The sequence below is a fragment of the Arachidicoccus terrestris genome, from assembly GCF_020042345.1.
Taxonomy (GTDB): Bacteria; Bacteroidota; Bacteroidia; order Chitinophagales; family Chitinophagaceae; genus Arachidicoccus; species Arachidicoccus terrestris.
The window spans coordinates 698,427-722,531 of record NZ_CP083387.1; the positions used below are offsets into that span (position 1 = coordinate 698,427).

Annotated in this window: 28 protein-coding genes, 1 tRNA gene and 1 pseudogene; 15 read left to right on the forward strand and 15 right to left on the reverse strand. The window is 39.2% G+C overall.

Translation table 11 applies throughout. The features are described from left to right. Nucleotides 1–18: 18 nt before the first annotated feature. Entirely contained in the window at nt 19–798 is a 780-nt protein-coding gene (locus tag K9M52_RS02760; RefSeq protein WP_224070545.1) for a phosphosulfolactate synthase, read from the reverse strand. 81 nt (nt 799–879) lie between these two features. Continuing rightward, nucleotides 880–2,298 carry a tetratricopeptide repeat protein gene (locus K9M52_RS02765; protein WP_224070546.1) on the reverse strand — a complete coding sequence of 473 codons (1,419 nt, stop codon included), beginning with the start codon at nt 2,296–2,298 and terminating at the stop codon, nt 880–882. Nucleotides 2,299–2,840: 542 nt separating this feature from the next. Here K9M52_RS02765 and K9M52_RS02770 point away from each other — a divergent pair. The 8 genes from K9M52_RS02770 (at nt 2,841) to K9M52_RS02800 (ending at nt 6,721) form a co-directional block, all read left to right on the forward strand. Next, nucleotides 2,841–3,272, forward strand: a complete 432-nt coding sequence (locus tag K9M52_RS02770) for a hypothetical protein (RefSeq protein WP_224070547.1) — start codon at nt 2,841–2,843, stop codon at nt 3,270–3,272. A 155-nt stretch (nt 3,273–3,427) separates the two neighbouring features. Then, entirely contained in the window at nt 3,428–3,583 is a 156-nt protein-coding gene (rpmH, locus tag K9M52_RS02775) for a 50S ribosomal protein L34 (RefSeq protein ID WP_146779922.1), read from the forward strand. A 166-nt stretch (nt 3,584–3,749) separates the two neighbouring features. Next, entirely contained in the window at nt 3,750–4,193 is a 444-nt protein-coding gene (locus tag K9M52_RS02780; protein ID WP_224070548.1) for a ribonuclease P protein component, read from the forward strand. Between the two features lie 238 nt (nt 4,194–4,431). Next, on the forward strand, nt 4,432–4,617 hold the full coding sequence (yidD, locus tag K9M52_RS02785) for a membrane protein insertion efficiency factor YidD (protein ID WP_262902432.1): 186 nt from the start codon (nt 4,432–4,434) through the stop codon (nt 4,615–4,617). A gap of 44 nt (nt 4,618–4,661) precedes the next feature. Then, a complete protein-coding gene (bshA, locus tag K9M52_RS02790) occupies nt 4,662–5,807 on the forward strand; it encodes an N-acetyl-alpha-D-glucosaminyl L-malate synthase BshA (protein WP_224070549.1) in 1,146 nt (381 codons plus the stop codon). A 131-nt stretch (nt 5,808–5,938) separates the two neighbouring features. Next, nucleotides 5,939–6,011: transfer RNA gene (locus K9M52_RS02795), tRNA-Lys, on the forward strand. Nucleotides 6,012–6,220: 209 nt separating this feature from the next. Continuing rightward, nucleotides 6,221–6,352 (forward strand): hypothetical protein, encoded by a 132-nt coding sequence (locus K9M52_RS19010; protein WP_262902421.1) that lies wholly within the window; start codon nt 6,221–6,223, stop codon nt 6,350–6,352. Between the two features lie 126 nt (nt 6,353–6,478). Then, entirely contained in the window at nt 6,479–6,721 is a 243-nt protein-coding gene (locus K9M52_RS02800; RefSeq protein WP_224070550.1) for a hypothetical protein, read from the forward strand. Between the two features lie 105 nt (nt 6,722–6,826). On the opposite strand, the gene K9M52_RS02805 is transcribed toward K9M52_RS02800, so the two are convergent. The 3 genes from K9M52_RS02805 to K9M52_RS02815 form a co-directional block, all read right to left on the reverse strand. Further along, nucleotides 6,827–7,495 carry a DJ-1/PfpI family protein gene (locus K9M52_RS02805; protein ID WP_224070551.1) on the reverse strand — a complete coding sequence of 223 codons (669 nt, stop codon included), beginning with the start codon at nt 7,493–7,495 and terminating at the stop codon, nt 6,827–6,829. A gap of 223 nt (nt 7,496–7,718) precedes the next feature. After that, nucleotides 7,719–7,898, reverse strand: coding sequence for a transposase (locus K9M52_RS19135; RefSeq protein WP_224070552.1), 180 nt, complete (start codon nt 7,896–7,898; stop codon nt 7,719–7,721). After that, nucleotides 7,879–8,196, reverse strand: coding sequence for a hypothetical protein (locus K9M52_RS02815; RefSeq protein ID WP_224070553.1), 318 nt, complete (start codon nt 8,194–8,196; stop codon nt 7,879–7,881). The genes K9M52_RS19135 and K9M52_RS02815 overlap by 20 nt, the downstream gene beginning before the upstream one ends. A gap of 525 nt (nt 8,197–8,721) precedes the next feature. Here K9M52_RS02815 and K9M52_RS02820 point away from each other — a divergent pair. From K9M52_RS02820 to K9M52_RS19140, 5 genes are all read left to right on the forward strand, one after another. Further along, complete coding sequence (locus K9M52_RS02820; RefSeq protein WP_224070554.1) at nt 8,722–9,090, forward strand: Arm DNA-binding domain-containing protein; 369 nt, start codon at nt 8,722–8,724, stop codon at nt 9,088–9,090. 311 nt (nt 9,091–9,401) lie between these two features. Further along, nucleotides 9,402–9,653 (forward strand): TNT domain-containing protein, encoded by a 252-nt coding sequence (locus K9M52_RS02825; protein ID WP_224070555.1) that lies wholly within the window; start codon nt 9,402–9,404, stop codon nt 9,651–9,653. A 136-nt stretch (nt 9,654–9,789) separates the two neighbouring features. Beyond that, nucleotides 9,790–10,092: a hypothetical protein gene (locus K9M52_RS02830; protein WP_224070556.1), complete on the forward strand. Its 303-nt coding sequence runs from the start codon at nt 9,790–9,792 to the stop codon at nt 10,090–10,092. Nucleotides 10,093–10,495: 403 nt separating this feature from the next. Next, nucleotides 10,496–10,759: a DUF7683 domain-containing protein gene (locus tag K9M52_RS02835; RefSeq protein WP_224070557.1), complete on the forward strand. Its 264-nt coding sequence runs from the start codon at nt 10,496–10,498 to the stop codon at nt 10,757–10,759. Nucleotides 10,760–10,981: 222 nt separating this feature from the next. Then, complete coding sequence (locus tag K9M52_RS19140) at nt 10,982–11,491, forward strand: transposase (RefSeq protein WP_224071851.1); 510 nt, start codon at nt 10,982–10,984, stop codon at nt 11,489–11,491. A 241-nt stretch (nt 11,492–11,732) separates the two neighbouring features. Here the strand turns inward: K9M52_RS19140 and K9M52_RS02845 are convergent. Next, nucleotides 11,733–12,793, reverse strand: a pseudogene (locus K9M52_RS02845) (IS3 family transposase); the annotation flags it as partial. A 68-nt stretch (nt 12,794–12,861) separates the two neighbouring features. Here K9M52_RS02845 and K9M52_RS02850 point away from each other — a divergent pair. Continuing rightward, on the forward strand, nt 12,862–13,857 hold the full coding sequence (locus K9M52_RS02850; RefSeq protein ID WP_224070558.1) for a hypothetical protein: 996 nt from the start codon (nt 12,862–12,864) through the stop codon (nt 13,855–13,857). A 305-nt stretch (nt 13,858–14,162) separates the two neighbouring features. Here K9M52_RS02850 and K9M52_RS02855 read toward each other — a convergent pair whose 3' ends face one another. The 5 genes from K9M52_RS02855 to K9M52_RS19150 all read right to left on the reverse strand — a co-directional run bounded on the left by K9M52_RS02855 (nt 14,163) and on the right by K9M52_RS19150 (nt 18,574). Beyond that, entirely contained in the window at nt 14,163–14,420 is a 258-nt protein-coding gene (locus K9M52_RS02855; RefSeq protein WP_224070559.1) for a TonB-dependent receptor plug domain-containing protein, read from the reverse strand. An 860-nt stretch (nt 14,421–15,280) separates the two neighbouring features. Next, nucleotides 15,281–15,430 (reverse strand): hypothetical protein, encoded by a 150-nt coding sequence (locus tag K9M52_RS19145; RefSeq protein ID WP_394369856.1) that lies wholly within the window; start codon nt 15,428–15,430, stop codon nt 15,281–15,283. Nucleotides 15,431–15,829: 399 nt separating this feature from the next. After that, nucleotides 15,830–17,443: a choice-of-anchor tandem repeat GloVer-containing protein gene (locus K9M52_RS02860; protein WP_224070560.1), complete on the reverse strand. Its 1,614-nt coding sequence runs from the start codon at nt 17,441–17,443 to the stop codon at nt 15,830–15,832. 373 nt (nt 17,444–17,816) lie between these two features. Further along, the gene (locus tag K9M52_RS02865; protein WP_224070561.1) at nt 17,817–18,446 is read right to left on the reverse strand and encodes a response regulator transcription factor; all 630 of its coding nucleotides are present in this window, start codon (nt 18,444–18,446) and stop codon (nt 17,817–17,819) included. Then, nucleotides 18,404–18,574, reverse strand: a complete 171-nt coding sequence (locus tag K9M52_RS19150; RefSeq protein WP_394369837.1) for a DUF1016 N-terminal domain-containing protein — start codon at nt 18,572–18,574, stop codon at nt 18,404–18,406. The genes K9M52_RS02865 and K9M52_RS19150 overlap by 43 nt, the downstream gene beginning before the upstream one ends. A gap of 379 nt (nt 18,575–18,953) precedes the next feature. Here K9M52_RS19150 and K9M52_RS02870 point away from each other — a divergent pair, with 379 nt between their 5' ends. Further along, nucleotides 18,954–21,323: an ABC transporter permease gene (locus K9M52_RS02870; RefSeq protein WP_224070562.1), complete on the forward strand. Its 2,370-nt coding sequence runs from the start codon at nt 18,954–18,956 to the stop codon at nt 21,321–21,323. 617 nt (nt 21,324–21,940) lie between these two features. Here the strand turns inward: K9M52_RS02870 and K9M52_RS02875 are convergent. From K9M52_RS02875 to K9M52_RS02885, 4 genes are all read right to left on the reverse strand, one after another. Beyond that, nucleotides 21,941–22,474: a carboxymuconolactone decarboxylase family protein gene (locus K9M52_RS02875; protein ID WP_224070563.1), complete on the reverse strand. Its 534-nt coding sequence runs from the start codon at nt 22,472–22,474 to the stop codon at nt 21,941–21,943. Nucleotides 22,475–22,535: 61 nt separating this feature from the next. Then, nucleotides 22,536–22,829 carry a DUF417 family protein gene (locus K9M52_RS19015; protein WP_262902422.1) on the reverse strand — a complete coding sequence of 98 codons (294 nt, stop codon included), beginning with the start codon at nt 22,827–22,829 and terminating at the stop codon, nt 22,536–22,538. After that, on the reverse strand, nt 22,813–23,067 hold the full coding sequence (locus tag K9M52_RS19020; RefSeq protein WP_262902423.1) for a YkgB family protein: 255 nt from the start codon (nt 23,065–23,067) through the stop codon (nt 22,813–22,815). The genes K9M52_RS19015 and K9M52_RS19020 overlap by 17 nt, the downstream gene beginning before the upstream one ends. A gap of 122 nt (nt 23,068–23,189) precedes the next feature. Further along, nucleotides 23,190–24,059, reverse strand: a complete 870-nt coding sequence (locus K9M52_RS02885; protein ID WP_224070564.1) for an alpha/beta fold hydrolase — start codon at nt 24,057–24,059, stop codon at nt 23,190–23,192. Nucleotides 24,060–24,105 lie beyond the last annotated feature (46 nt).

Here is a 24,105-nt window from a genome sequence, read left to right on the forward strand (position 1 = left end):
TTAAATAAATCTGGGCGATTAGTAGGTACTTTGATGATCTTTATTCAGGTATAGGTGGAACGTATCACTACGCAGACCGATACGCATGGTTTCCAAAGGAATGATTTCTGCCGGTGCAATGTTACCCAGGTTGACATTACAGCCGCAGAGTTCCAGAAAATAGAGTTGCTGATTTTTCTGAGGCGCTTCCCAAATAATTTTTTCTTTTGGAATTTTTGTAAGGATCTCATTGACGAGTCCCTGTCTTACTTCTCCGCTGTCACGATATAATCCGACGTTACCCGCCTCTCTGGCTTCTGCGATCACATAAGAGGCCCCGGCCGCAAGTTCATCCTGCATCAGCTGAATCCACCTGTATGGCGCCATGATGTTGGTCGCATCCTTGCTGCCAACTTCACTCAGAACGGTCGCATGCTTGGTCAGCATTTCTATGTAACCACATTTCTCTGCATGGGGAATGGAAATGGAGCCATCACTGACTTCCATATAGTCGATACCGTAATCTTTACAGATCCCGATATATTCATCAATTTGATTGCGAATCAAAAACGCTTCAAACAGGGTGCCGCCAAAATAAACGGCAATATTATTGGAACGGTAGATATCAATTTTCTCTTTGAGATTAGGCGTTACCATGGAGGTCCCGAATCCCAGTTTGACGATATCTATGTAGGGTTTACCGATGCTGACAAAATTTTTTGCTTCTTCCAGACTCAGGCCTTTATCCATAACCATTGTGAGTCCAAATTCTCTTGGGGAGGTTGTTCGCTCAGGGATCTGAGATAATTTAAAATTCATCTAAGAAAGTTTTTACTTGTGCGCAAAAATAAGCTTATTGATTGAAATGAGCTTTCAAAATCAATAAATTCATAATTGGGCTTATTTTTTCGGTTTCTTATACTGAGCCAGCAAACTCACCACCCGATGGTTTTGTAATATGGCCGGATTGAGTTCAACCACTTTTTTAAATTGCTTGGGAGAGGCGACCAGCGCTGATTCCAGATTGATGAGCGCATCCGCTACTCTTCCCTGTTCATACTGTGCAAATGCTGTAAAATACAAGAAAATAGCTTTACCGCCGGTCAGCTCATAAGCCATAGCTGCCTGCTCTTCCGCGTCTTCATAAGCACCTGCCAGATACATGCATTTAATCAGGTTAGACCAGCCTGTGACACTTTTTCTGCGATGCTTTACGACTGTGCCGAAAGAATAAATGGCTTCTGTGTACTCTTCCATATTCATCAGACACTCGCCCTTGGCAAGCTCATACTCATAGGCATCCTGATTGAATGCCATGGCGGTATCCAGTGATTTTAAAGCCTGTGACCATTTCATCTCATCCATATAAGTGAGCGCTATCTTATAATACAGCTTACTTTCCGTCGGGCTCATATTAATAGCCTTTCGGAAATAGAACCGGGCGTTTTCCCCGTTCAGTAGTCTATGGTAGCAATACCCGATCGCCTCATAAACAATGCTGTCCGGCTTGGAGAGCTCCAGTGTTTTTTTCAGGACTTCGATCGCCTCTTTATATCTGCGCATATGAATGAGTGCGTCACCCATATTCCGATAGGCGTAATCAAACTTTTCATTGATCGCTATCGCATATTCATAGGCGTCCAGCGCTTTTTCATATCGTTTAATGCATTGATAAGCCGCTCCCAGGTTAAACCATGCCAGATCATTATAGGGATAGGCATCGATGATCCGCTTGTAAATCTGGATGCCTTCATAGTGCCTGTTTGTAAAATCTGTCCAGAAACAGATTTTATACAGCGCTTCTTCATTGTTAGGATCTATTTCTAATATGGAGACCAGACAATTAAAGACATCATTGTATAATTCATAGTCATCGAATACATCTGCCAACTCGAATAACAAATCTGCCAGTTCTTCTCCTTCAAATAATTCCATTGCCGCCTGCAGGATCTCCTTGGCCTCCATTTTCTTTTTCATGGCCAGGAGTGCCTCTGTCTTGAGTATATAAATATTCACATCGCGGCTGTCATAGATCATCGCCTGATCTAAAACCTCCATCGCCTGGTCAAGCTGCTTATAGACGATCAGATAATCCGCTTTTTTTACCAGAAGCGGTGTAGAATAAGGATAATACTCAAGGGCAATATCGACAGCCTCCATTGCCTTTTTCACTTTATCCTGTTCATCATAATATTCTATAATCATCAAGAAAACGTCTTCTTCCAGAAAAACATTGGCGGCTCCCGTGCGAAGCTGTTCATACATCGCCAACCACTCTTTCAATGACCGCTGTTCTTCTCTGTAATTATCTTCCCGCATAGACCCTCTTTTTTAAAATATTGTATCTAATGTGGTTCACCTCTAAATCTTTTTGTGCCTGGATGGAAAATTGAGGCTTTGCCGTGGCAGGCAGCTTTCAACTTCCCTTTCTCGACCTCACTGTTCTTTAGACGACTGACCCGCTCTAATGTTACCTTGGCCATTCGTCATGCTGACCCCTGCAATATTAATCATTATCCGATCAGATAAACCCCCAAACAGAATTTTACCAAAATATTCAAGATCTTTCCGGTAAGCCGTCTTCCATCCTCTCTAGCCACTTCTTAAAAAACATTGATTCTCATCCAGATACGAACACTTATATCCTGGCTTGCTCCAAACTAACGCCTTCATCCGATTACTCTAATGTAGGCCAGTAATATGAAACGACCAACAATTTACACCCGGGTATGTGCATATCTGGATAAATATCAGCTCAAATATATAACCTCCTGAAATAATGCACATTTGTTAATAATTACTTAACCTGAAATTAAAAAATAATTTTTGCAATCTTTAACAAAGGTTGTACCTTTGCAGTGATGTTAAGAAAGATATTAAATATAAAGATTATTTTTACCGTGGTGTTCAGCACGATGGTGGCGATGTCTTTTGCATCTTTCAGCAGCACGAATGCCTATAGGGACGACGATAAGGACAAGGATAAAAAGAAAGATAAAACCGAAAAATTCAGCCTGAAAGATATTCAGAGCCCGACATCTTTTTTCTCCTTATCCTCTATTTCTTCCGGCAATAGCAACGGAGACGTAACCAGCTTATCCAGTCTGGGGAAGTTCCGGTTCATTAATCCGGGTTCATTCACGGAACCACGCGTTAACTCAGGCAGTAACAGTAGCGTGGAAATCAATTCAAGCATCAAAGTGCATAATGGTAATCAGGTGGTTATATATCCATATAGCTATAAACTGAAATCATCACCCTTCTCTATATTCAAGACACCCACTGATCGTTGAGAGGTAATAAGCAAATTTTGAGAAATTAGTCTAATATTTTTTCTAATTGGGTAAAATGATGTACTTTTGCCCACCTTTCACAACAAAAGCAGTTAATGGTCGCTGTTTTGTTTTAGAGTTAATTATATAGTCAAAATTATTAAAAAAAAGAACTGATGAAACGTACATTTCAACCACATAACCGCCGCCGTAAATCTGTACACGGATTCCGTGAGCGCATGTCTTCTGCTAATGGCCGCAAGGTATTGGCTTCCCGTCGCGCAAAAGGCCGTAAAAAATTAACGGTTTCTGATGAAAGGAAATTAAAATAAGATCTAAGAGTTCAGACTCTTTACAATATTGACAAAAGCGCTGTAAAATATTATTTTATAGCGCTTTTTCATTTAATACTCCTCTCCTGTTTACACCACCTTCTGTCGTATATTTGTCCGATGGATGCGTGATTGGATCATAGAAAATTATTCACTTTTTTTAATCATGAAGCAAACGCTGGGCAAACCCGAAAAACTTAAAAGCCGCAAGCAAATTGATCAGCTATTTAGAGCCAGAAAATTTGTGACAGTGTCTCCTATCCGTTTGTTTTATGAAGTTCACGCTGAAGATGCACCGGCAAGGCCAAATGAAGGTTTGAAGAACAAGCAGCTTGCCCCAGTGCCTATTCAGGCGGGTTTTAGCTGCAGCAAAAAATTCTTTAAACAGGCTGCCCGGCGCAACCGCGTAAAAAGACTACTCAGAGAGGCCTATCGGAAGCGTAAAGAACCTCTATGGCAGCTCTGCCAGGCCAACGGCTGCAGGCTATCACTATTCTGGTTATATGGGCATAAAGAGCTCCCTACCCAGCAGGAAATCGAACAGAAAGTCGATAAACTACTGACAGCACTTGTGGAAAAGCTTCAACAGAGGCAGCTGAATAAAGGTTAAGCAGTTTCTCCTACTATACCGGCTACCATAGGAAAAACCGATGCTGACATTTCTTTTACATTTTCTTTACCACAGGTATATTACCTTTGATTATCATTTGTCCATCAGGAGATTGGCTTCCGGGTTTCGGGGATTTTAGGCAATGTAATCTGAAGAGATCGATCAGGTCATCTCAGGACATAAATCATTTATTATTAAAGCAGTACTTAAAATATTAGGCTACCCGTTTATCTTACTCATTAAGGTATACCAGCTTGTCATCTCTCCTGCCCTGCCGGCAACTTGCCGGTTTACGCCCACCTGCTCCCAGTATGGTATTGAGGCTTTTAAAAAACACGGCTTATTTAAAGGAGGTTGGTTGACAATCAAACGGATAGCCAGGTGCCATCCGCATGGAGGCAGTGGTTATGATCCGGTTCCTTAATCAGGAGGCTGTACTGGTTTAATGTCACTCTTTAAACAAAAAAAATGCGTATCGGAATTGTTTGTTACCCGACTTTTGGCGGCAGTGGCGTTCTGGCAACAGAATTAGGTAAAGCATTGGCCAATGAAGGGCATGCAGTACACTTTATTACTTACAGGCAGCCTGTCAGACTCAATGAATTTAATGCCAATATATTCTACCATGAAGTCCGGGTGCCGGAATATCCTTTATTCGAATATCCTCCCTATGAATTAGCGCTCTCCAGTACACTGGTAGATGTCATTATAAAATATGACCTGGATCTCCTGCATGTTCATTACGCGATTCCACACGCTTCTGCAGCCTTTATGGCCAAACAGATCGTAAAAGAAAAAACGGGCCGCGATGTGCCTTTTATTACCACCTTACATGGAACAGATATTACTTTAGTCGGTAAGGATAAAACATATGAACCTGTCGTTACTTTTTCCATTAATGAAAGTGACGCAATTACTGCGGTATCTAATAACCTGAGGGAAGAGACCTACAAATATTTTGATATCAAAAAGGATATCCAGGTCATCTATAATTTTGTGGACATTAAGCGCTTTGATAAAAAGCCTATCGACGCGTTTAAAAAAGCTGTTGCACCTAAAGGTGAAAAGATCATGGTGCATGCTTCCAACTTCCGGAAAGTAAAAAGAGTTTGCGATGTTGTCCGGATCTTCGCAGCAACACAAAAAGAAGTCCCCTGTAAATTATTAATGGTCGGTGACGGACCGGAAAGGCCTGTCTGCGAAGAGACCATTAATAAACTGGGATTGGAAAATGAAGTGCGCTTCATGGGCAAACAGGAACAGATGGAAGAGATCCTGGCGATTTCTGATTTATTTATTCTTCCTTCAGAGTATGAGAGCTTTGGACTCGCTGCATTAGAAGCGATGGCTGCTCACGTGCCTGTACTCAGCAGTAATGCAGGCGGATTACCTGAAGTAAACCTGGAAGGCAAAACTGGCTTTCTATTTAATGTGGGCGATGTTGATCATGCTGCAGATAAAGCTATTGAATTATTTAAAGATGATGCGTTACTGGATCGATTTAAAGAGAATGCTTATCAACATGCGCTGACTTTCAACATCAATAATATCATTCCGATCTACGAAAAACTCTATAATAAATTTTGCAGGTGTAATTGTCCGGAAGACGAATAAGCAACACCAGAAAATATTTTTTATTTTTTTCTATAAAAAGTTTGGTGTTATCTATTTTTCTTTTATTTTTGCACTCCAATTAACACAACAAGGTGATTGAAACACAGAAACTTAGATGGTTAATTTGGTAAGATTCCGTAGCTCAGTTGGTAGAGCAATACACTTTTAATGTATGGGCCCTGGGTTCGAGTCCCAGCGGGATCACAGAAGGCGCTAATAATAGCGCCTTCTTCATTTAAAACGATTGATACCACTGGGTTTCAGAAAAAAAGCATTCTATTTCGATTCATCCTGAAACATCCAATTCGGAGACCATACGAGGGGACTATATTATACCCTCAAAATAGGTCCCCTCTCAAAAAATGTCATTGAGAAATTTAAGGACTATTGTATACTCTTTAAATGAAAAAACAATGATTATCAAGCAAAATCTGAATGTTCAGTTCTTTTTAAGCACAAAAAGGGCTGATGAAAACGACGCCTGCCCTATTTACGTCCGAATAACGATCAACGGATTAAGGGACAGGCCTCCACTGGCTGTATAGTACACCCTCAAAACTGGGACAACAAAACGAAAAAATGTCGTGCCAATACATCGGAAGCAGTCCTGAACAATAACAAACTTTCCAAGATAACCCACAGAAGCCGAAAAGGCAGATTTTAGCTTGGAAATGCAACAGGAAAAAATCCTTCAGCAGGATATTTTCAAACAGATATTCCCAGGGCAATACCAAACAGCCCAAAAAGACCAGCCAATAAAAATCGATCAAACACTTCCCATCAAAGTAGAAAAATTATTTACCGATATCTGTCAATACTTTATTGAAGATAAAAAAATTGAAAAATGCAGGGATAAAATAGTTTTCCCTAAATCTGTTGACCATTTTTCAATATTGGTTCCTAAATCGTTATAACATATGGTTTTGTCGTTGTATTGAATTGCAATCTTATGAGGATGCTTTTCTATCGACTCGAACAATTTACTTAAGATTATCATGATTATTTTTTTCAAACCACTGCTATATATTCTTTAAGAATCGGTTAATTTGCTCACTTCTTTTGTCACTAATATTCCGTTTATCTAGGTCCATTTCGAGAACTAATTTTTTATCGTCTTCCAATTGTAGTTTACTATAAAGAGGTTCAGGACTGTATTCTATACTCAATTGGATTTTTTTTGCAACCCTGTCTCCCTGAATTCTTTTTACGAAATAGAGCGCTAAATCTAATCCGGCTGTAACGCCCCCACAAGTAAATAAATTATGATCTTCAACAACTCTTCGATCTACGGAAATAGCGCCCAGTTGTTCAATTGAGGATAAGCAATATTTGTTTGTAGTTGCCTTTTTGCCTTCTAACAAGCCACAGAAACCTAGTATAATAGAGCCTGTGCATACACCAAGTATATATTCGGCATTACTGCAAATGGTCTTGATTAGATTCAAATTGGTCCGATGTTCACAAAATTCGATTTGTCCAACACCACCAGGGATTATAAATGCGTCATATTTAATACTCGGATTTAGTATTGTTTTCGGCTCGAGAGATATACTGTTACCAATATCATATTTTCCTTTTGAACACGCACATAATTCTACTTCCCATGTGTCCACCCGGCCAAAAATGTCTAAGGGGCCAAATAGATCAAGAGCAGTTATTCCATTATATAGCAAAAATCCAAGTTTCATTTGTCTAAAATTGGTTAAAATTAGATACGCAATTATGACCCTATTTCTCGAGTGCTACTTAGTCTAAAATAACGTATAAATATTATAAATAAACTAGTTCAGCATACATCAGTTTGTAAGCTTCCCAAAAAAAACCTTTAGAGATTAGATTTCTTCCTTCTCCAGGGGAAATTGATTGGGGCGAGTGTAGCGGAAGCATAGCCGGAGCGGAACGAGCCCCCAATCAATTTTGGCCGCTTTCTTCCCGGTACCTCACCGGTGGAAGACCTCCTAATGAGTCGTGTGGCCGATCGTGGTTATAATCTTTTACAAACTCATCTGTGACATCTCTTACCTCATCCAATGATTCAAAGATATAAGCATCTAGCACATTTTCTCTGCATCTATAGTGGCAGGCGACCACTTCGATTGGTGTACAGAAAAAAATGAGCCTTGTTTAAATCGATATTGCCATCATGAATAGCTTTTAGCCAGTTATAAAAGGTCTTCCACTGACCAGTTGATCGACCCGTCAGGGGATTGCCTACTGTAGAGATTTTATCCTCTTCAAAGAAAGTCGATCCGTCTGCTTTACGATTGGCAACATCGTCGACCACCTCTACGCTAATAGCATCGCTTGAGCCAGCTTTTAATAAACGGAGCAGTGCTCGGGGAAATTGAACAGCATATTCCAATATTTGAGCCGGTGCATTGGAAATCATTAGCAGTTAAAAGAATTTAGTGACATTAATAGTTTAAAGTTACGTATAATATTTAATAGTAACGTATATTATTAGATATTTAAACGTGAGGGCTCATAAAGCAGGCCCTTTTTTAGTTCGCCGTAGGTTTTTAGGCGCCTTAATTCAATGCGCTATTAGTTTCCTTGATCAAATCTTCTTTGTTATATACTTAAGTAATTGATTATCAATTTTAAAAAAATGAACAAACTTGCTAGTTTCTCTAAATCTTCCCGAAATTGATTCGAGGCATGTATCATTGAGCTCACAGAAGGCGATAATAATAGCGCCTTTTTTTGTTTTTTAGCGTAAAAACGGTGCATTTTGTAAATAAATAGGTCATTTTTCATCAATTCTAATCAATCTGACTGGTGCTCAAACTGGTGCCCTATCAGATACCTTAAATTCAGGGCACCAGTTTCTTTTAGAAAGTGGTTAGAGATACGATTTAAAAGAACAATTAAATGTTCATTTTTAAATTTAAACCGATGAAAAAGTAATCAAAAATTGACGCTCCTGTTATGGCAGCGAAAATCCAAAGCCAATGCAAATGGCTACGCCCCTATTTACTGCTGGATAAGTATTGAAGGCCAAGAAGAACTCGCCACTGGAAGAAAAGCACATCTGGAGGAGTGGGATAATCAAACAAAAAAGGCAAAAAATTTTCCGGATAGCAAAAGAACCAATCTCCGGCTCAATCAAATAATATCCGACCTGGAACGGCATTACACCTTATTACAGTTAGAACATGAGCAGGTAACACCACTTATGCTTAAGAACGTCTTTAATGGCCTTCCTGCGATGCATAGAAAAGGTTCTCCAAAGCATACTGTCCAGGCCCCCCACCCTATTGCAGGTAGCGGATATGAATATTGAATCGCTTAGTAAGATGGTTGCCAAAAAGCTCAGATCAAGCCAATAGTGAACAATGCAATAATCAATTATTGGCGGTGTGGTAATCTAGTGACAAATTTTGGTCATATTCACGGAGTTTTCGATGCTTTTAAGTATTTTGGTTCTGGCGTTGCAGGTAGTTTTGTCGGTGGTGCAACGATGAATTTTGCTTCGGCAGGGGGGATTACAGGGGATTGAATGCAATGATTGCCGGAGGTGGGTTACAGAATATGGCGGAAAGTGTAGTTCTGGGAGTTGTGGGAGGTGCGGTAAGTGGATAAATTAGCAGTGTATTGGCTAACATTTATAATATTCCTGGTGGTTTAATTAATGATGCTATATTTGGAGAAATTGGTGGGTTGGCTAGCGATGCAACTGTTGGAGGAATTCATGCTTCTTTACATGGAAATAATATTCTCAACGATGCAGTTCAAGGATTAATGCGAGGTAAGCTCGTTGATCGTTTTGGAAGCGAATATGGCAAAAGGCTGTCTATTCCTGAAGTTGGTTTAGGTCAAAGAACAATTCCGCCGTATTTGCGTTAAGATTATTATGCTTACGAAGCCCCTTAAACTACTAGGAGTGTTGCAATCAATTGCATCTCCAGTTTTTTTAGAAGGACAAACAAGTTTTGGTGTGCAATATCAAGTATTCAGAGTTTAGTTAACTATGGCTTTTTACGTGAAATACAAAGATAAAATAGATATGACAAAAGATGAATTATTAAAATTGTTGAATGAAGGATGGATTCCTCCTAATGCATATTCGTTGGGTTACGAAATCAAAAACTTGGCTACAAATATTCATACCCTTTCTAATGGTAAGTATTATGTGTTTAGTCTTGATGAGCGAGGAAATAAAACAATTATAAAGACCGACATCGATACTATCGAAGAAGCATATGATGTTGTTTATAACAAATTTAAGGTAACAATGGAACGACGAAAGGAATTATATGGACCCCAAAAAAATAGGGACTTGTAGACCTTCCCTAAATTGACCTTTGATAGCTTTATGTAACTTTCCTTTGGCATTTTTTTAGACTTTAGTAACTAAGAGAAAAACAAGGCGAGATGACATAGACCCCTCATACCTCACTATAGACAATCGAATAATGGGAATCAGACGGGTATTCAGCAGCACAAAAATATTGGACAACTAAATAAAACTATTAACATCGTAAAAACTACCAGACTTAAAAACAGCAAACCCTCAAAGATCAACCACTTAGTTCGTAACGGTGCAAATTATTGACGTAGGGGCTAGTTTTGGAAAGGGAGTAATAATAGGAGATGAAATTATAAAACCAATAGAATTAAAAATAACAATAGGCTCCGGTGAAACTGCAACATCGATCCTTCTCATCTAGCCTAAAAAAATAAAAAAAATGAAATTAATCGCAGTAAATCGAGTATTAGAAGTATATAGAAGAAGCGATGATGAACTTGTTTCGGAAATTCCGCTTAATCTTTCCCTCGCTCAATTAAAAGAAATTGTAACACTGGAACCAGCGGACGATTATGAATTATACTGGCCTTATAAATTAACTTTCGAGCAAGTTGAGAAATTAATTACTTTAGCAGAAATATCTTTAAATTTGGATTTTAAGTTATGCTCTTATGTTCTTGAATGCCATGGTATCTATGAGTAATAAACGACCTCGCGGCCAATTTTTAAGTAGGCTCTATTTGGCTCAATTACCAGTATTTAGTTCTACAATGTTATTTATATAATTAATATTATTTTAATATATATATGCTGAATTATATTTGAATCTGGACAAGAGTTTACTTCGACTATAATAAAAGTGAGTAATTATTCGTTTAGAAAAAAACATCAAACACTAAAAGACATTCTTGCAACAAATTATCCAATGTGGCCCCTTCGTTATTTGTCTTCGGCGATTGTATCGACCAACTATCACTATTTGCTCTACCTCTCTTTGCGCAAATGCTTTTATAGGTATTCCCATCCAAAGGACATAGAAAAAGGAATCCTTTTTGATCAGACAATTAAGTTGAGTGGTTACTACGTTTCACAATATTACCCAAACAAATTAAGGTTGATAAAATACAAGGATTTCGAAACAGACAAGGTTTTAATATTTCTAACAAACAACTTTAAATTAGATGCTGTAGAAATCGCAAAACTTTATCGAGCACGTTGGTTCATCGAAATTTTCTTCAGGTGGGTTAAGCAACATCTAAAAATAAAATTCTTTTGGGAACAATCTGAAAATGCCGTAAAAACGCAGGTATGGATAGCGGCGTCTGTTTATGTATTAGTTGCAATTGCAAAGAAGCAATTTAGGCCTCTACGGAATATTACAGGTTTTAAGCATCTCAAACCCTGTAAACCAACTGTTTCAGGATCTCAATCATAATATTTCAAAGATCTAAATGATAATCAATTGACTCTGTTCGACTTATACCGCAACTCTAGAACTGGACAATAATGATTAAAATTCAATTTTCATACGAAATATGGTGTAAGCTTCCCAAAAATAGAACCTTTAGAGATTAGATTTCTTCCCTCTCCTGGGGAAATTGATTGGGGGCGAGTGTAGCGGAGGCGTAGCCGGAGCGGAACGAGCCCCCAATCAATTTTTGGCCGCTTTCTTCCCGGTACCTCACCGGTGGAAGACCTCCTAATGAGTCGTGTGGCCGATCGTGGTTATAGTCTTTTACAAACTCATCTGTGATATCTCTTACATCATCCAACGATTCAAAGATATAAGCATCCAGTACATTTTCTCTGTAAGTCCTATTAAATCGCTCTATATAGCCATTCTGCATGGGTTTGCCAGGTTGGATGTACTGAAAAGTTATATCGTTTACTGCGCTCCAATGAGTCATTAACCCTGCTATTAATTCCGGGCCATTATCCATACGAATATTCTGTGGTTTACCGTAGCGGTTGATTAGGTGGTTTAACACCCACACTACACGGCTACTTTTTAAGCTGTAATCAACTTCTATGTACAATACTTCACGGTTATAGTCATCAATAACATTAAAACTTCTAAATTTAAGTCCATTGCTCAGAACGTCATTGGTGAAATCTATACTCCAGCTCTGTGTAAAGGTCTCCGGAACAACTAATGGCTGCTTCTCTCTATTGGGCAGGCGGCGCTTACATTTGCGACGAAGAGACAGGCCAGCTTCCCGGTAAATGCGAAAGAGTCGTTTATGATTTACTATGACACCCTGGTTGCGGATGCGGCCATAAGCCTTCCAGAAACCCTCACGAGGATGATCTTCAGCATGCTTACGAAGTAAATCCACGTAAGTGCTGTCATCTTTGATTGATTTATAGTGCAATACGCTTCGACTTAAACCGAGAACCCGACAAGCCTTGCTCACTGATTTTGGCAGTTCCTTACGTATTTCTTCTACCAAAGCCCTTTTGTGGCAAGGCTTTACAACTTTTTTTCGATTATGTATTTAGCGACATCAAGCTCCATTGCCAGATTGGCATACATACGTTTTAAGCGGGTATTTTCCTCCTCCAACTCCTTCACCCGTTTCATCTCACTAGCTTCCATGCCACCGTACTTTTTACGCCAATTATAGAGTGTGGCTTTGCTTACGCCACGTTCTCGACTTATTTCCTCGGCACTTTTGCCGCCATCAAGCTCCTTTAAAATACTAGCGATCTGAGTCGCGCTAAATTGATTCTTCTTCATATTTGAACGGTTTAAAATTAAACAATTTTGTCTAATTCTAACTCGTTCTATTTAAAGGGGAGCTTACAATGGCATTCAAATTAAAAATGAAGAAGCAAAAATTGCCAATCCAAACATTCAGAAATAAGCTTAAACTAGCTCTGCCCTTTAGGCATGTTTTCAGAAGGGTAGATATCGCTTTTCTTATTCTTTTGTGTTTGACTAACACATCTTTATTGGCTCAAAAAGGAAATAGTCGGGTCAGGGACTCCCTTATGCTTGAAAAAGCGTATCTAAACAATGATACGCCATTATTAAGAAAAATGTTGAATAAATGGTCGAAAAAAAGCATATCTAATAAAAAAATCACATGCAATAAAGCAAATGAAACGGCAGTAAAAATATACCATCGTTTTATTGATAATTTTATGAACGGAATGCTTACGGGTATCCTTTATAACAGAGGCAACCAGTATTGCCGATTCATAAAATCACCTTACTTATTTATCCAACCCAAATTTAAATATATATATGTTAGAAAAATATCTGATAGCCTTCGTTATGACGTTATAAAAATAGCTAAATTGGCTGTTACGCCGTATCCAGAGTTATACCGGAACTTTGACCCACATTATATCCTTTCAGAGATAGACAAAATTGCTGATACAATCAAAAACCTTCCAGTCCAAATAAATAATGAATTTTATAACCAGTTCAAAAATAAATACTATATTTTACCTATTTCTGCTTCGGAAGATTATCGAAAATGCTTGGTTAATTTTTGGGGATACATGGATATAAGAAGAGGGGTTACCGCAATTAGATACAATGATCCCGCACCTGAAGAAAAAAAACGAAGATTGGATTTTTTGAATAAAGCGCTATGTACAGATAAGCCGGAGGCAAAACTTATTTATTTTGATGAGGAATTGAAAATAAACAAAATTTATATTATTGACAATATGCAATATGCTGTCGTGACATATAGCATAATGGGGGGATGTAATTACGTGGCCTTATATAATTTAGATAAGTTAGGTGATAAAGCATATACCCCTGTTTCTTACTGTATGAGTATAGAATAATTATTTTTACCAATTTAATAACCCTTGTCAATTTAATTGGGGCTGTCTGATATCAATACATCTTATAATAAAAAATACGAGCAAAATCACCTTCCGACAGGATCCCTAAAAGTGTGTAAATCGAAAATCAAGGGTTGAAAATTTAAGTAGCTAAACTTTCAATCTGTCCCCAAAAATTCCCACCGGAGACATCCAGATTATAACTGGACATATAAGAAGGCTTGAACAAGACTTTCTGCCAGTTGGTTCCCTGTCTTAAAAAGCTCGGATTGACAAAATATTCATTCACGCCCCATCCAAAAATGTCATAGAGTGCGTTCAGATGCGTGGGCGTACTGAGGCAGGTTCATCATCGGCAAATATTTCTGCAGGTTTTGCCTTCCCAAACGCGCGTCAAAACGAATGCTTGGGGCACTCATTCTCCCTTGCTTGTTCGTAATCAAAATAACGCCGTTTGTACCCTGAGAGCCATATATAGCCGTAGCAGGTGCCTCTTTTAAAATCTCAATCTTTTCGATATCGGAGGGATTGATAAAGGAAAATGCATCACTTGTAAAACTCACCCGTCCCTAAATTCATAATCACTCCGTCGATAACAAAAATCGGTTCATTAGTCGAGTTGATAGATCCAAGGCCTCTGATCTGAATAGAGATACCACCTTCGGGAAGCCCGGTATTCATACTGAATAAAGAAAAATATTATCGAGATTGTAGGTATGAATCTACCTCAATACATAAATGTCTTGTTCTTGCCAAATGTCATAGTGGTAAATGACCTTATCCGATTATCTTCTATTAACACATTATGAAAAATGGTATCATTATAAAAAAGAACATAAATTTGCTTATCATCTACACTTTGGTCAATTATTGTCCGTCGTTCTGTTGGCAACTGTCTGTATGTTTTAATAGATATCTTATCAATATCAATCTTTCTCAATTCCCTTTTCAAAAAAGGTATATAAATTTCTTGGAACTTAAGGTAATTTGAATCATTCGTTTTATACATAAAACTTTCGATTATGCCTTTGGTATCTAAAGAATCATTTTTAACGTTTAATAAAAAACGATTTATAAGCATTAAGTTTTTTTGCTTCTGGCTTACACATTGAGTAATAGTGAAAGAAGAAACAAGACAAACTATAAAAAGAATTAGACCAAATTTTAATTTCATATATTTTCTAGCTATATTATACATTAAGTGAACGACTCTCACTTGTAAATGATGAATTGTTTAATAATCCTAAATCTTTACCTAATGCCCGCCTGGACTAATTCCACCTCTTTCAAGAATTCCTCTCTCTATTGTATAAAACTAAAGATATATTAATCGTTTAGTAAAATAGTATACCAAAAATGTCTATGCGGCGTATTTGACATCCTCTTGATGGAAATATTTTTTCACCTGCCTTTTATCATTTTTTCAACTTTTCATAAAACTCTCTACATCGTCACGCATTTGTTCTTTATTGATCGGCCTCTTTTTGCCTATGACATTTGTTTTTACATCTTGATTCAAATATCCCTGTGCGTTAAGCTCAGGGCTATATGGAGGAATAAAGAATACTTCAATTCCATTTTAATTTTCACTTAACCACTCCTTAACCATTTTAGTTTTATGAGCTGAATGGCCGTCCGTTACAAAGAATGGATTGACTGCGACAAATTGATGTTGTCATCCCAAAATGCCCTATTATGCAACGAAGCGATTACCAGGTTGTCCTCAGAAAACGGATTTACCAAAAATGGTTCTGAGACAAATTCTGTCTGCATTTAGGTTTAAAGGTGTCCCGGCGGCTAATAGCTGGCTCATACCCATGCTCCAAACGAAGCATACGATCAACAGTAAATATCTTTTCATTTCTATTCCCGGAATTTTAAAAGTTAATATTTTTTGGTAAAATTTATATAGTTGATATCCTTCAGGGCTCTATATTTTAATATATACAGTCTTGATGTTTTTATTATCCAACTACTCTTTCATAAACCGCTTTCTATTGCCTTTGGCATCTACAATAAAATAAATGCCTGACGGAAGACTGCGGATATCTATAATAGTCTTCGCTCCGCTTGATATCTGCTTAAGAACCGCTTTGCCCGCACTATTGAATATCTGAATGTCACCAGAGGCATCAGTCACCGTTACAGATGCGCTGGCAGGGTTCGGATAAACCGTTATACCGCCGTTTTCATCAGCTCTTATAGAGACCACCGGGCTATACGCAATCTTTCCTTCTATATCTATTTGCTTTAACCGGTAATAAACAGTTGAAACATTATAACTGTGCGTATCGATATATCTGTACCTGGAAGTACTGCCCTTGGCTGCGACAAAATCAATCCCGGTAAAGTCCTTACCGTTTGTACTTACCTCAACCTGAAAACCCTTGCTATTTGTTTCTTCGCCTGTAGCCCAATCCAGACGGTTGCCGTTTGACGTAAAAGTGGCGGTAAACGAAATAAAATGAACCGGCATCGCGGCAGACAAATCAAATTTGTATATGACACCTTTGCCGTTTGCTCCACCCTGACCAGTCATACCATAAAGGCTATTGTTTACAGATATTAAACTGCCATAACCAGGAGCGGCTCCATCGGTGCCGACAAAGTCATGCATACTTATAAATCCGGTGCCGTCCAGATTTACTTTAAAGATATTGCCATAGGTATTTAGCCCGCCATTAAATGTCGTGCCATACAGATAATTTCCATCTCTAAAGAGTGTACTCAGCGGAGTCGCGCCATCAATACCGTTAAAATCGTATATACTGGTAAAACTGTTATCTGCTATACTCAATTTGAAAATATTTCCATTGTTGTTAAGTCCGCTTCCCGATGTCATACCATACAGATACCCGTCCTGGATAATAAGCGAACCATAAGGATTTGCGCCGTCCGTACCACTAAAGTTATGCATATTAGTGAGGGAGCCATCGATCTTACTTATTTTAAAAATATTGCCGTAGAAGTTTCCGCCAAAATAGGTCATACCATAAAGATACGCCCCATCACCAACAAGCGATCCATAAGGGGTGCCGCCATCACTGCCGTTAAAGTCGTGCATATCGACAAATCCGGAACCGTCTTTATTTATTTTAAAAACCGTACCATCTCCGGCCGTCCCTCCAAAAGTGGTCATACCATACAGACTATCCCCGTCGATGACAAGTGAACCATATGGATTGGCACCACCTGCACCATCAAAATCATGCATATCGGTCAGGACACCTCCGGATTTATTTATTTTAAAAATATTGCCATTATCAAATGCCCCTCCACTAGGCGTCATACCATAGAGATAATCGCCATCCATAATGAGTGACCCATAAGGATATCTCCCGTCGGTGCCGTTAAAATAGTATATATCCGTGAGTGTTCCGTCGGCTAAACTTACTTTAAAAATAGTGCCCATTCCATATGTCCCACCCCGGTTGGTCACTCCATACAAATATGCGCCGTCACTGATCAGCGAGCTATAGGGTTTCTCACCGTCATTGCCGTTAAAGCTATGCACAACAGCATACTGCGCACGGGCGCTGCACGCCCAAAATAATACCACAAAAAGAAGTCTTATGTTTTTTTTCATCCGTCAAATTTTATCCATGTCAATAAACTTAATTATTATATCCTCGTTGCCCTTCAGCAAATAGCGACTACTCCATCTGGCCTTGCACAGGCAGGTCTAAATCGTTTTTAAACTAATACTACATACAGGAACATAAATATCGCAGCTCCGATGATTGCCGGGATTAAGCCTCTTAAGGGCAGATGCCTTCTCATTTATTTTAAATTATTGTCGTATGGCGGCCCAGTCTTAAATAAAAAGCAACAAATAAGTCTTGCTAGGTACCCGAAAACCCCAAGCACCCACCTGGCGCAGGTGCATGCTAAGACTTCACAAGAATGCGGGCAATTCTATTTGCGTTTCTCAGCCCGCATGACCACAGGACAAAGATCAGTCAGGCAGATAAAATAAAAATCCCCCTGACGGGGGATAGGCTATGGGAAAAAAATGATGCTGAATAATATCCGGGGCAAATACAATGTTTACCGGTATTCCCTCTGACAATATCCAGCCTGTTATTAACTTCCAGTTTCTGGTATATCTTCTTACCATGCGCCTTTACGATTTCAATAGAAATATTGAACCGTTCAGCTATTATTTTATTAGAAAGCCCCTCCTCTACCCCATGCAGCACCTGCTGTTCCCGCTGCGGCAGGGGATCCCGCACTTTAGAAGAAGCGGCGGGGTTAAAATAACCCGTCACCTTCTTTGCAATATTCGGTGACATAAAAGCGCCCCCATTATAAATACTGTTTAAGGCCTCTTTAATTTTTACAAAAGCCGTTTGTTTAGACACGTAACCGGCAGCACCGGCGTATAGTGCCTGAAAGATCCTTGCCGTATCATTATATACAGATAACATCATGACCTGGCATTTAGGCCTTCTTATTTTCATAAGCGTCACCCCTTTCATACAAGAGTCACCCGGTAATCCTATGTCTGACAAAATAATATCAAAATACAGCTCCTCTCCCCCGTCACTCATAAAAGACTCTGCGGATCCGGCGGACAACAATACCTGCACATTTCGGCATAGAACTCACATTTCATTGGCTTTTTTAAAGGTATGAGGGCAATAAAATCAGCCCAACTCAATTGTCGTATCGGCGATACGACAATTTGCTCATCGGGGAAGCATGCAGCATACCGCATCACTGTGCGAATACCCCTCCGAAACTGTGTTCGAATGTGAACAGTACCAGTGTTCGAATACGGACATATTAAATATCTTACACATTCATAATTTGGTAAATACAAAGCATTTTCTACTTTGGTCTATTGTTTGGAAAATCTTAAAAAACTGAATTCGGTGGTGGGTTTTTATTGCAGCAGGCAGCCTTGTTCTAATTGTTGCTTTCGCAATAACCGGCGTCCATGTGCTCAGAGCAGCATCCTACCAAAAGCCTGAAATCTACAGAATAATGGCAATAATCGTAAAAATGGGTCACATTATTAAAAATTGGGATTCAATATATTGCTATCCTACAACAAGACACTATTTTATATCCGATTCCCTACTCAAACAATAAACATGTCCCATTCATTAAAAATAACCATCCGAAGTGCTTTTGGCGGTAAAGTTTACACAATTATCAATATGCTCGGCTTAGTTCTGGGCATAACATTTGGCTTGCTCATATTTTTATGGATCAGAAATGAACGACAAATCGACCATACTACGGTAGATAATGATCGTGTTTACATCATTTATGGAAATTACTATATTAATGGCCAAAGAACCGGACAATATGGTACACCGGGCATACTCGGAGCAGCATTAAAAAAAGAAATCCCGGAAATTTTATATGCAGCGAATGTCTCCTGGTTAAAAGATACCCCTGACAAAGTACTATATGAAGCAGGGAACAAAAACCTTTTGTATGACACCTACTACGCTGACGCCGACTTTTTCAAAATGATGAATTATCCATTCATCATGGGTGATAAGGCCAACGCATTGGCCTCCCCCCAAAGTATCTGTATTTCTGAAACAATGGCCAAAGGCATGTTTGGTAGTCTGAAGGCTGCCTTTGGCCAATCTGTCCATACCGAGACCGGTAAGGACCTGCGGATCACGGGGATATACAAAGATCTACCTAATACCGCCTCTGCCAAGTCCGATTGCGTGATAAACTGGTCAACTTTCCTGGAAGAAGCCCCCTATGCAAAAGATTGGGGAAACAGCGGGCCAAACACGATGATCATGTTAGCCAAGAATGCAGATCCTCAACAGGTAGCTAAAAAGCTAGAGCATTTTCTTTATAAATACACAGGCCATACTGAGCAATATCATAGGGACTTGGGTATGCAGCTTTTCAAGGATAGCTATCTTCAGGACCAATTTGATAACGGCCATTTAGCAGGTGGACGGATTGACCTGGTACACTTATTCACAGTTATTGCAATTTTCATCATCGCTATAGCCTGCATTAACTTTATTAACCTGTCAACAGCACAGGCCGGACAAAGGGCAAAAGAAGTGGGCGTTCGTAAGGTTGCAGGCGCTTCGAGGAGCAGATTGATCATACAGTTTATGATGGAATCTGTGTTATTGATACTCCTCTCCATTTTTGTTGCCTTAGTGATCATTCTTTGTCTTTTGCCTTTTTTTAATTCTTTTGTCGGCCAACAAATATCATTTCCTTTTTCCGATCTTTATTTTTGGCTGATCATTGGCATTTCGGCAATTGCAATTGCCGCAGCAGCGGGACTATATCCCGCTATCTTCATTTCCTCTTTTAAGCCTGTACGAGTATTAAAAGGTAGCGTAAACATAGGAAAGAACGCGATGCTCAGAAAGAGTCTGGTCATATTTCAATTTATTATTGCAATAGTACTTATTGTTGCCACGGTAATTGTCACCCAACAACTGGGATATATGCAAAAGACTGCCCTAGGTTATAACAAAAAGAATCTCATAGATATCCCGATTCAGGGTAACATGTCGAAAAAATACACTTACTTTACACAAGAGGCGGGAAACATTCCGGGTATCCGGTCACTATCAACCATACAAGAGGTTCCTACAAATATTGGCAGCTCAACTACAGGAGTCGCCTGGCCGGGAAAAGGAGCCAATGAGATTACTTCTTTTACCCAGTCTTTTGTCGGATATAACTTCATCGAAACAATGGGGCTCCATCTTATTGCAGGGCGCGATTTCGCTCCAGACAGAGCAGCAGATACCGCCGGGTACATTATCAACGAATCCGCCCAGCGTGCCATGGGACTGAAGAGCCCAATTGGCCAGCCCATTACATTTTGGGGCAAAAAAGGAGAAATAATAGGTATCATCAAAGACTTTCATTTCGCGTCTCTGCATGATGCTATTAAGCCACTTATTTTACATTGGTCCAATATGAATCGGGGCCATACTTTAATTCGCATCGAGCCTGGAATGACAAATAAAGTACTGGCAGGATTAAAGCAACTGTATAAAAAGGTAAATCCGGGCATGCAGTTTAACTACGCCTTTATTGAAGATGATTATAGCAAATTGTATCAGAATGAAAAAACGCTAAGTAAAATTTCAAGTATTTTTTCATTTTTAGCCATTTTTATATCCGGCCTAGGTCTTTTAGGTTTAATATTGCATACTGTCTCCAGACGCAAAAAGGAAATCGGCATCCGAAAAGTGCTTGGCGCCAAAATATCAAGCATTCTGATGCTACTGTCAAAAGACTTCATATATCATGTAATGATTGCCTTTCTCATTGCCACACCGGTTTCCTGGTACATAATGAACCGATGGCTATCGCAATATGCATATAAAATAGATATTCGGTGGTGGGTATTTCTGGCGGCAGGCCTGATCGCCTTGTTGATTACACTGCTGACGGTTGGATTACAGGCCCTTAAAACGGCCCAGGCAAATCCAGTAGAAGCTATTAAATCTGAATAAAGGCCGGAAAGCCATTTTGTTTATCTTTGAGCCAATTTATCATAATCAGTTTCAAACTGAATATCATCTCAGTAGAGGTGATGATATTAATATCATCTGCATCGGCCAACATTTATTGAAGAGTTGGGCCCCCTTACATACTCAATGACACGAAACCAAATGCCAATCCCCGTATTATCCTTCTCACCGATACACAACAAACTTCACCTGGATCATCGAACTATTTCGCGGCTTTTGATAAGTACATTGCCAACATAAGTGTGACGATGGTCCTGCAAGACTTAACTGTACGAAGCTGGCAAAATATCTGTAATTTAATAGGTTGTAACAAAAGCCCTCAAAATGACTGATACCTGTCTATTTTCAAAGGACGACCAATTAAATACCAAAATGTAGCCCTACAGGAAACACCAGAGTGGATAATTGAGAAATCTTCGTTTTATCCGCTATGTTCTTATGAAATGCATATCCGGTAAGCCCATACGATAGTAAATGCGATCTATTCGTAAAGTTCATAGATTTCATCAAATCGATCATTGGTACGACCAGTTATCTCAAGCACAAAAGGGGCGACGATAAAATCGCCACACCTTTTGTCTGACCACAGAGTGTTGCGCTTAGATTGATGGAGCCGCTGGGAAATCGATAGGTACACCTGTCAAAGCGTAAACATAATTAGTGATTGTTTTGTCCCCCACGACGATTACGACATCAATGAGCGAGCCTTCATCATAACCGACAGCATAGAAATTATCAATTAATTGTTGATCTGCATGGCCCTTATTTTCAGCAATACTTTTTGCAAGTTTGACCAATGCATCAAATTTAACATCAAAACTAATCGAGCCGCGACGAATTTCTAATATCTGTTCATCAGTAAAGCCATGTGACTTAGCAATAGCTGTGTGTGCCGCAAGGCAATATTCACAACCATTGACCTGGCTCACAATTAGATTTACAACTTCTTTCTCTTTTGCCCTTAATGAAGTTTTAGCATTAGCCAACGCAAGATAAGTCCCAAGTGCGTTTTTGGAATGCGCATATACTGCAAACAAATTGGGTACGCGACCAATTGATTTCGTCAGATTTTCAAATAAAACCTGGTTTTCTGGAGATACTTGTTCCTTCGTAGGAACGGATACTGTTTTCATGATATAATATCTATTTTTTTGTACAAATGTTTTCAAATAAATTTTGTATTTCCATTACTAATTACTTATTCAGCGCTACAGCTGCTTTATGACCAAATCGACTCACCAGATATAAAGATGCACCCATATTTATAACGTCTTTAAAAAGAAAGAGCCCAAGAAAACTCATATAATTTACTCCGTTTACACTAGTTAATGCACCCGGTGTCGTGATTACCATCGTACTGGTTATAAAGAACATTACAACAGCGATCGCTGCTCCGATCACACCCAGTCGCGGCTTAAATAATCCGATACATAGCAATACTGCAGCAATAAGCTCAGTTAGTCCAATAAGATCAGAACCGTGATACACCCCGAACAGCCTTAAAGTGCCAGCTTATAAGTGGGTTATTGTTTACCAAGGGTGCTATACCCTCCGCACCGGGAATTGTCAACTTATAGGCGCCGGCCCATAATAGCATAACGACCATACCTATCCAGATTATCAGAAAAGGGAGATTACGTTGCCTCACCCAGCCGGCAAACTTTATTGCCAATGGTTTTCCGGGGTTTTGATGTATATTTTTTTCCATCTCAGTAAGTATCTGCATTTTGTTATATTTACTCGATTATTTAATAGATTAAAGGTTTTGAAAATATTGATATTCGGCGACCTTTGATCGCGGTTACTGATTCGCTTTTTTTAATTATAATACCTTCAACCAATAGCAAGCTATCGGGGGAGTTTTTCTAAGAACTTTATTATTTCAGTGCCAATTTCATGTACGTGCGTTTCCAAAGCGAAATGCCCTGTGTCAAAGAACTTAATAATTGCATTTGGCAGATCCCGTGCGAAAGCCCGAGCACCAGGTGGCAAAAAAAACGGATCTTTATCCCCCCAGACAGCCAGGAATTCGGGGCTCTTTTGCCTAAAATATTCTTGAAAAACAGGATACATAGCAACATTGCTCGCATAATCCTTAAAAAGGTCTAATTGTAGTTCTACATTACCTTCCCTGTCCAGAAAATATTGGTCCAGTGTGTACGATTCCGGAGCAACCAGATCCGGATTGTTCACACCTGTTAAATATTGCCATCGGGTTGTAGCAGCTGTACACATGCCACGGAGGTTATTGCGGTTTTCTTCATTTGGCTCATTCCAATATTTTTGGATGGGATTCCAGCCTTCGCTTAAGCCTTCCACATAGGCATTGCCATTTTGCGAGATGATACCAGTTATCTTTTCAGGGTTCGCGACAGCGATACGATATCCGACGGGCGCACCGTAGTCGAATACCTGAATGGTAAAGCGTTTTAAACCTAAATGATCAATTAGCCCCTGAATATATTTAGTCAGGTTATCAAAAGTGTATGTAAACACGGTGTTTTTTGGTGAATCGGAAAAGCCAAAACCAGGAAGATCAGGTGCAATTACATGATACTTCTCATTCAACAATGGAATCAGATTTCGATACATGTGTGAAGAGGTGGGGAACCCATGCAACAACAAGACAACCGGTCCGTCTGCCGGACCTGACTCCCGGTAGAAAATACTTAAATCCTCAATGTTTGCTTTTACGTAGCTTACTTTTTGCGTTTTCATTTCTTTAAATTTTATTAAGTAATAATGAACAATACAGACAAGTCTG

Bases quoted from the DNA above. Each gene is read 5' to 3' on its own strand.
- K9M52_RS02760 (WP_224070545.1), bottom strand. From the start codon at position 798: ATGAATTTTAAATTATCTCAGATCCCTGAGCGAACAACCTCCCCAAGA.
- K9M52_RS02765 (WP_224070546.1), bottom strand. From the start codon at position 2,298: ATGCGGGAAGATAATTACAGAGAAGAACAGCGGTCATTGAAAGAGTGG.
- K9M52_RS02770 (WP_224070547.1), top strand. From the start codon at position 2,841: ATGTTAAGAAAGATATTAAATATAAAGATTATTTTTACCGTGGTGTTC.
- rpmH (WP_146779922.1), top strand. From the start codon at position 3,428: ATGAAACGTACATTTCAACCACATAACCGCCGCCGTAAATCTGTACAC.
- K9M52_RS02780 (WP_224070548.1), top strand. From the start codon at position 3,750: ATGAAGCAAACGCTGGGCAAACCCGAAAAACTTAAAAGCCGCAAGCAA.
- bshA (WP_224070549.1), top strand. From the start codon at position 4,662: ATGCGTATCGGAATTGTTTGTTACCCGACTTTTGGCGGCAGTGGCGTT.
- K9M52_RS19010 (WP_262902421.1), top strand. From the start codon at position 6,221: ATGATTATCAAGCAAAATCTGAATGTTCAGTTCTTTTTAAGCACAAAA.
- K9M52_RS02800 (WP_224070550.1), top strand. From the start codon at position 6,479: ATGCAACAGGAAAAAATCCTTCAGCAGGATATTTTCAAACAGATATTC.
- K9M52_RS02805 (WP_224070551.1), bottom strand. From the start codon at position 7,495: ATGAAACTTGGATTTTTGCTATATAATGGAATAACTGCTCTTGATCTA.
- K9M52_RS02815 (WP_224070553.1), bottom strand. From the start codon at position 8,196: ATGATTTCCAATGCACCGGCTCAAATATTGGAATATGCTGTTCAATTT.
- K9M52_RS02835 (WP_224070557.1), top strand. From the start codon at position 10,496: ATGAAATTAATCGCAGTAAATCGAGTATTAGAAGTATATAGAAGAAGC.
- K9M52_RS19140 (WP_224071851.1), top strand. From the start codon at position 10,982: ATGTGGCCCCTTCGTTATTTGTCTTCGGCGATTGTATCGACCAACTAT.
- K9M52_RS02850 (WP_224070558.1), top strand. From the start codon at position 12,862: ATGGCATTCAAATTAAAAATGAAGAAGCAAAAATTGCCAATCCAAACA.
- K9M52_RS02860 (WP_224070560.1), bottom strand. From the start codon at position 17,443: ATGAAAAAAAACATAAGACTTCTTTTTGTGGTATTATTTTGGGCGTGC.
- K9M52_RS19150 (WP_394369837.1), bottom strand. From the start codon at position 18,574: ATGCGGTATGCTGCATGCTTCCCCGATGAGCAAATTGTCGTATCGCCG.
- K9M52_RS02870 (WP_224070562.1), top strand. From the start codon at position 18,954: ATGTCCCATTCATTAAAAATAACCATCCGAAGTGCTTTTGGCGGTAAA.
- K9M52_RS02875 (WP_224070563.1), bottom strand. From the start codon at position 22,474: ATGAAAACAGTATCCGTTCCTACGAAGGAACAAGTATCTCCAGAAAAC.
- K9M52_RS19020 (WP_262902423.1), bottom strand. From the start codon at position 23,067: ATGCAGATACTTACTGAGATGGAAAAAAATATACATCAAAACCCCGGA.
- K9M52_RS02885 (WP_224070564.1), bottom strand. From the start codon at position 24,059: ATGAAAACGCAAAAAGTAAGCTACGTAAAAGCAAACATTGAGGATTTA.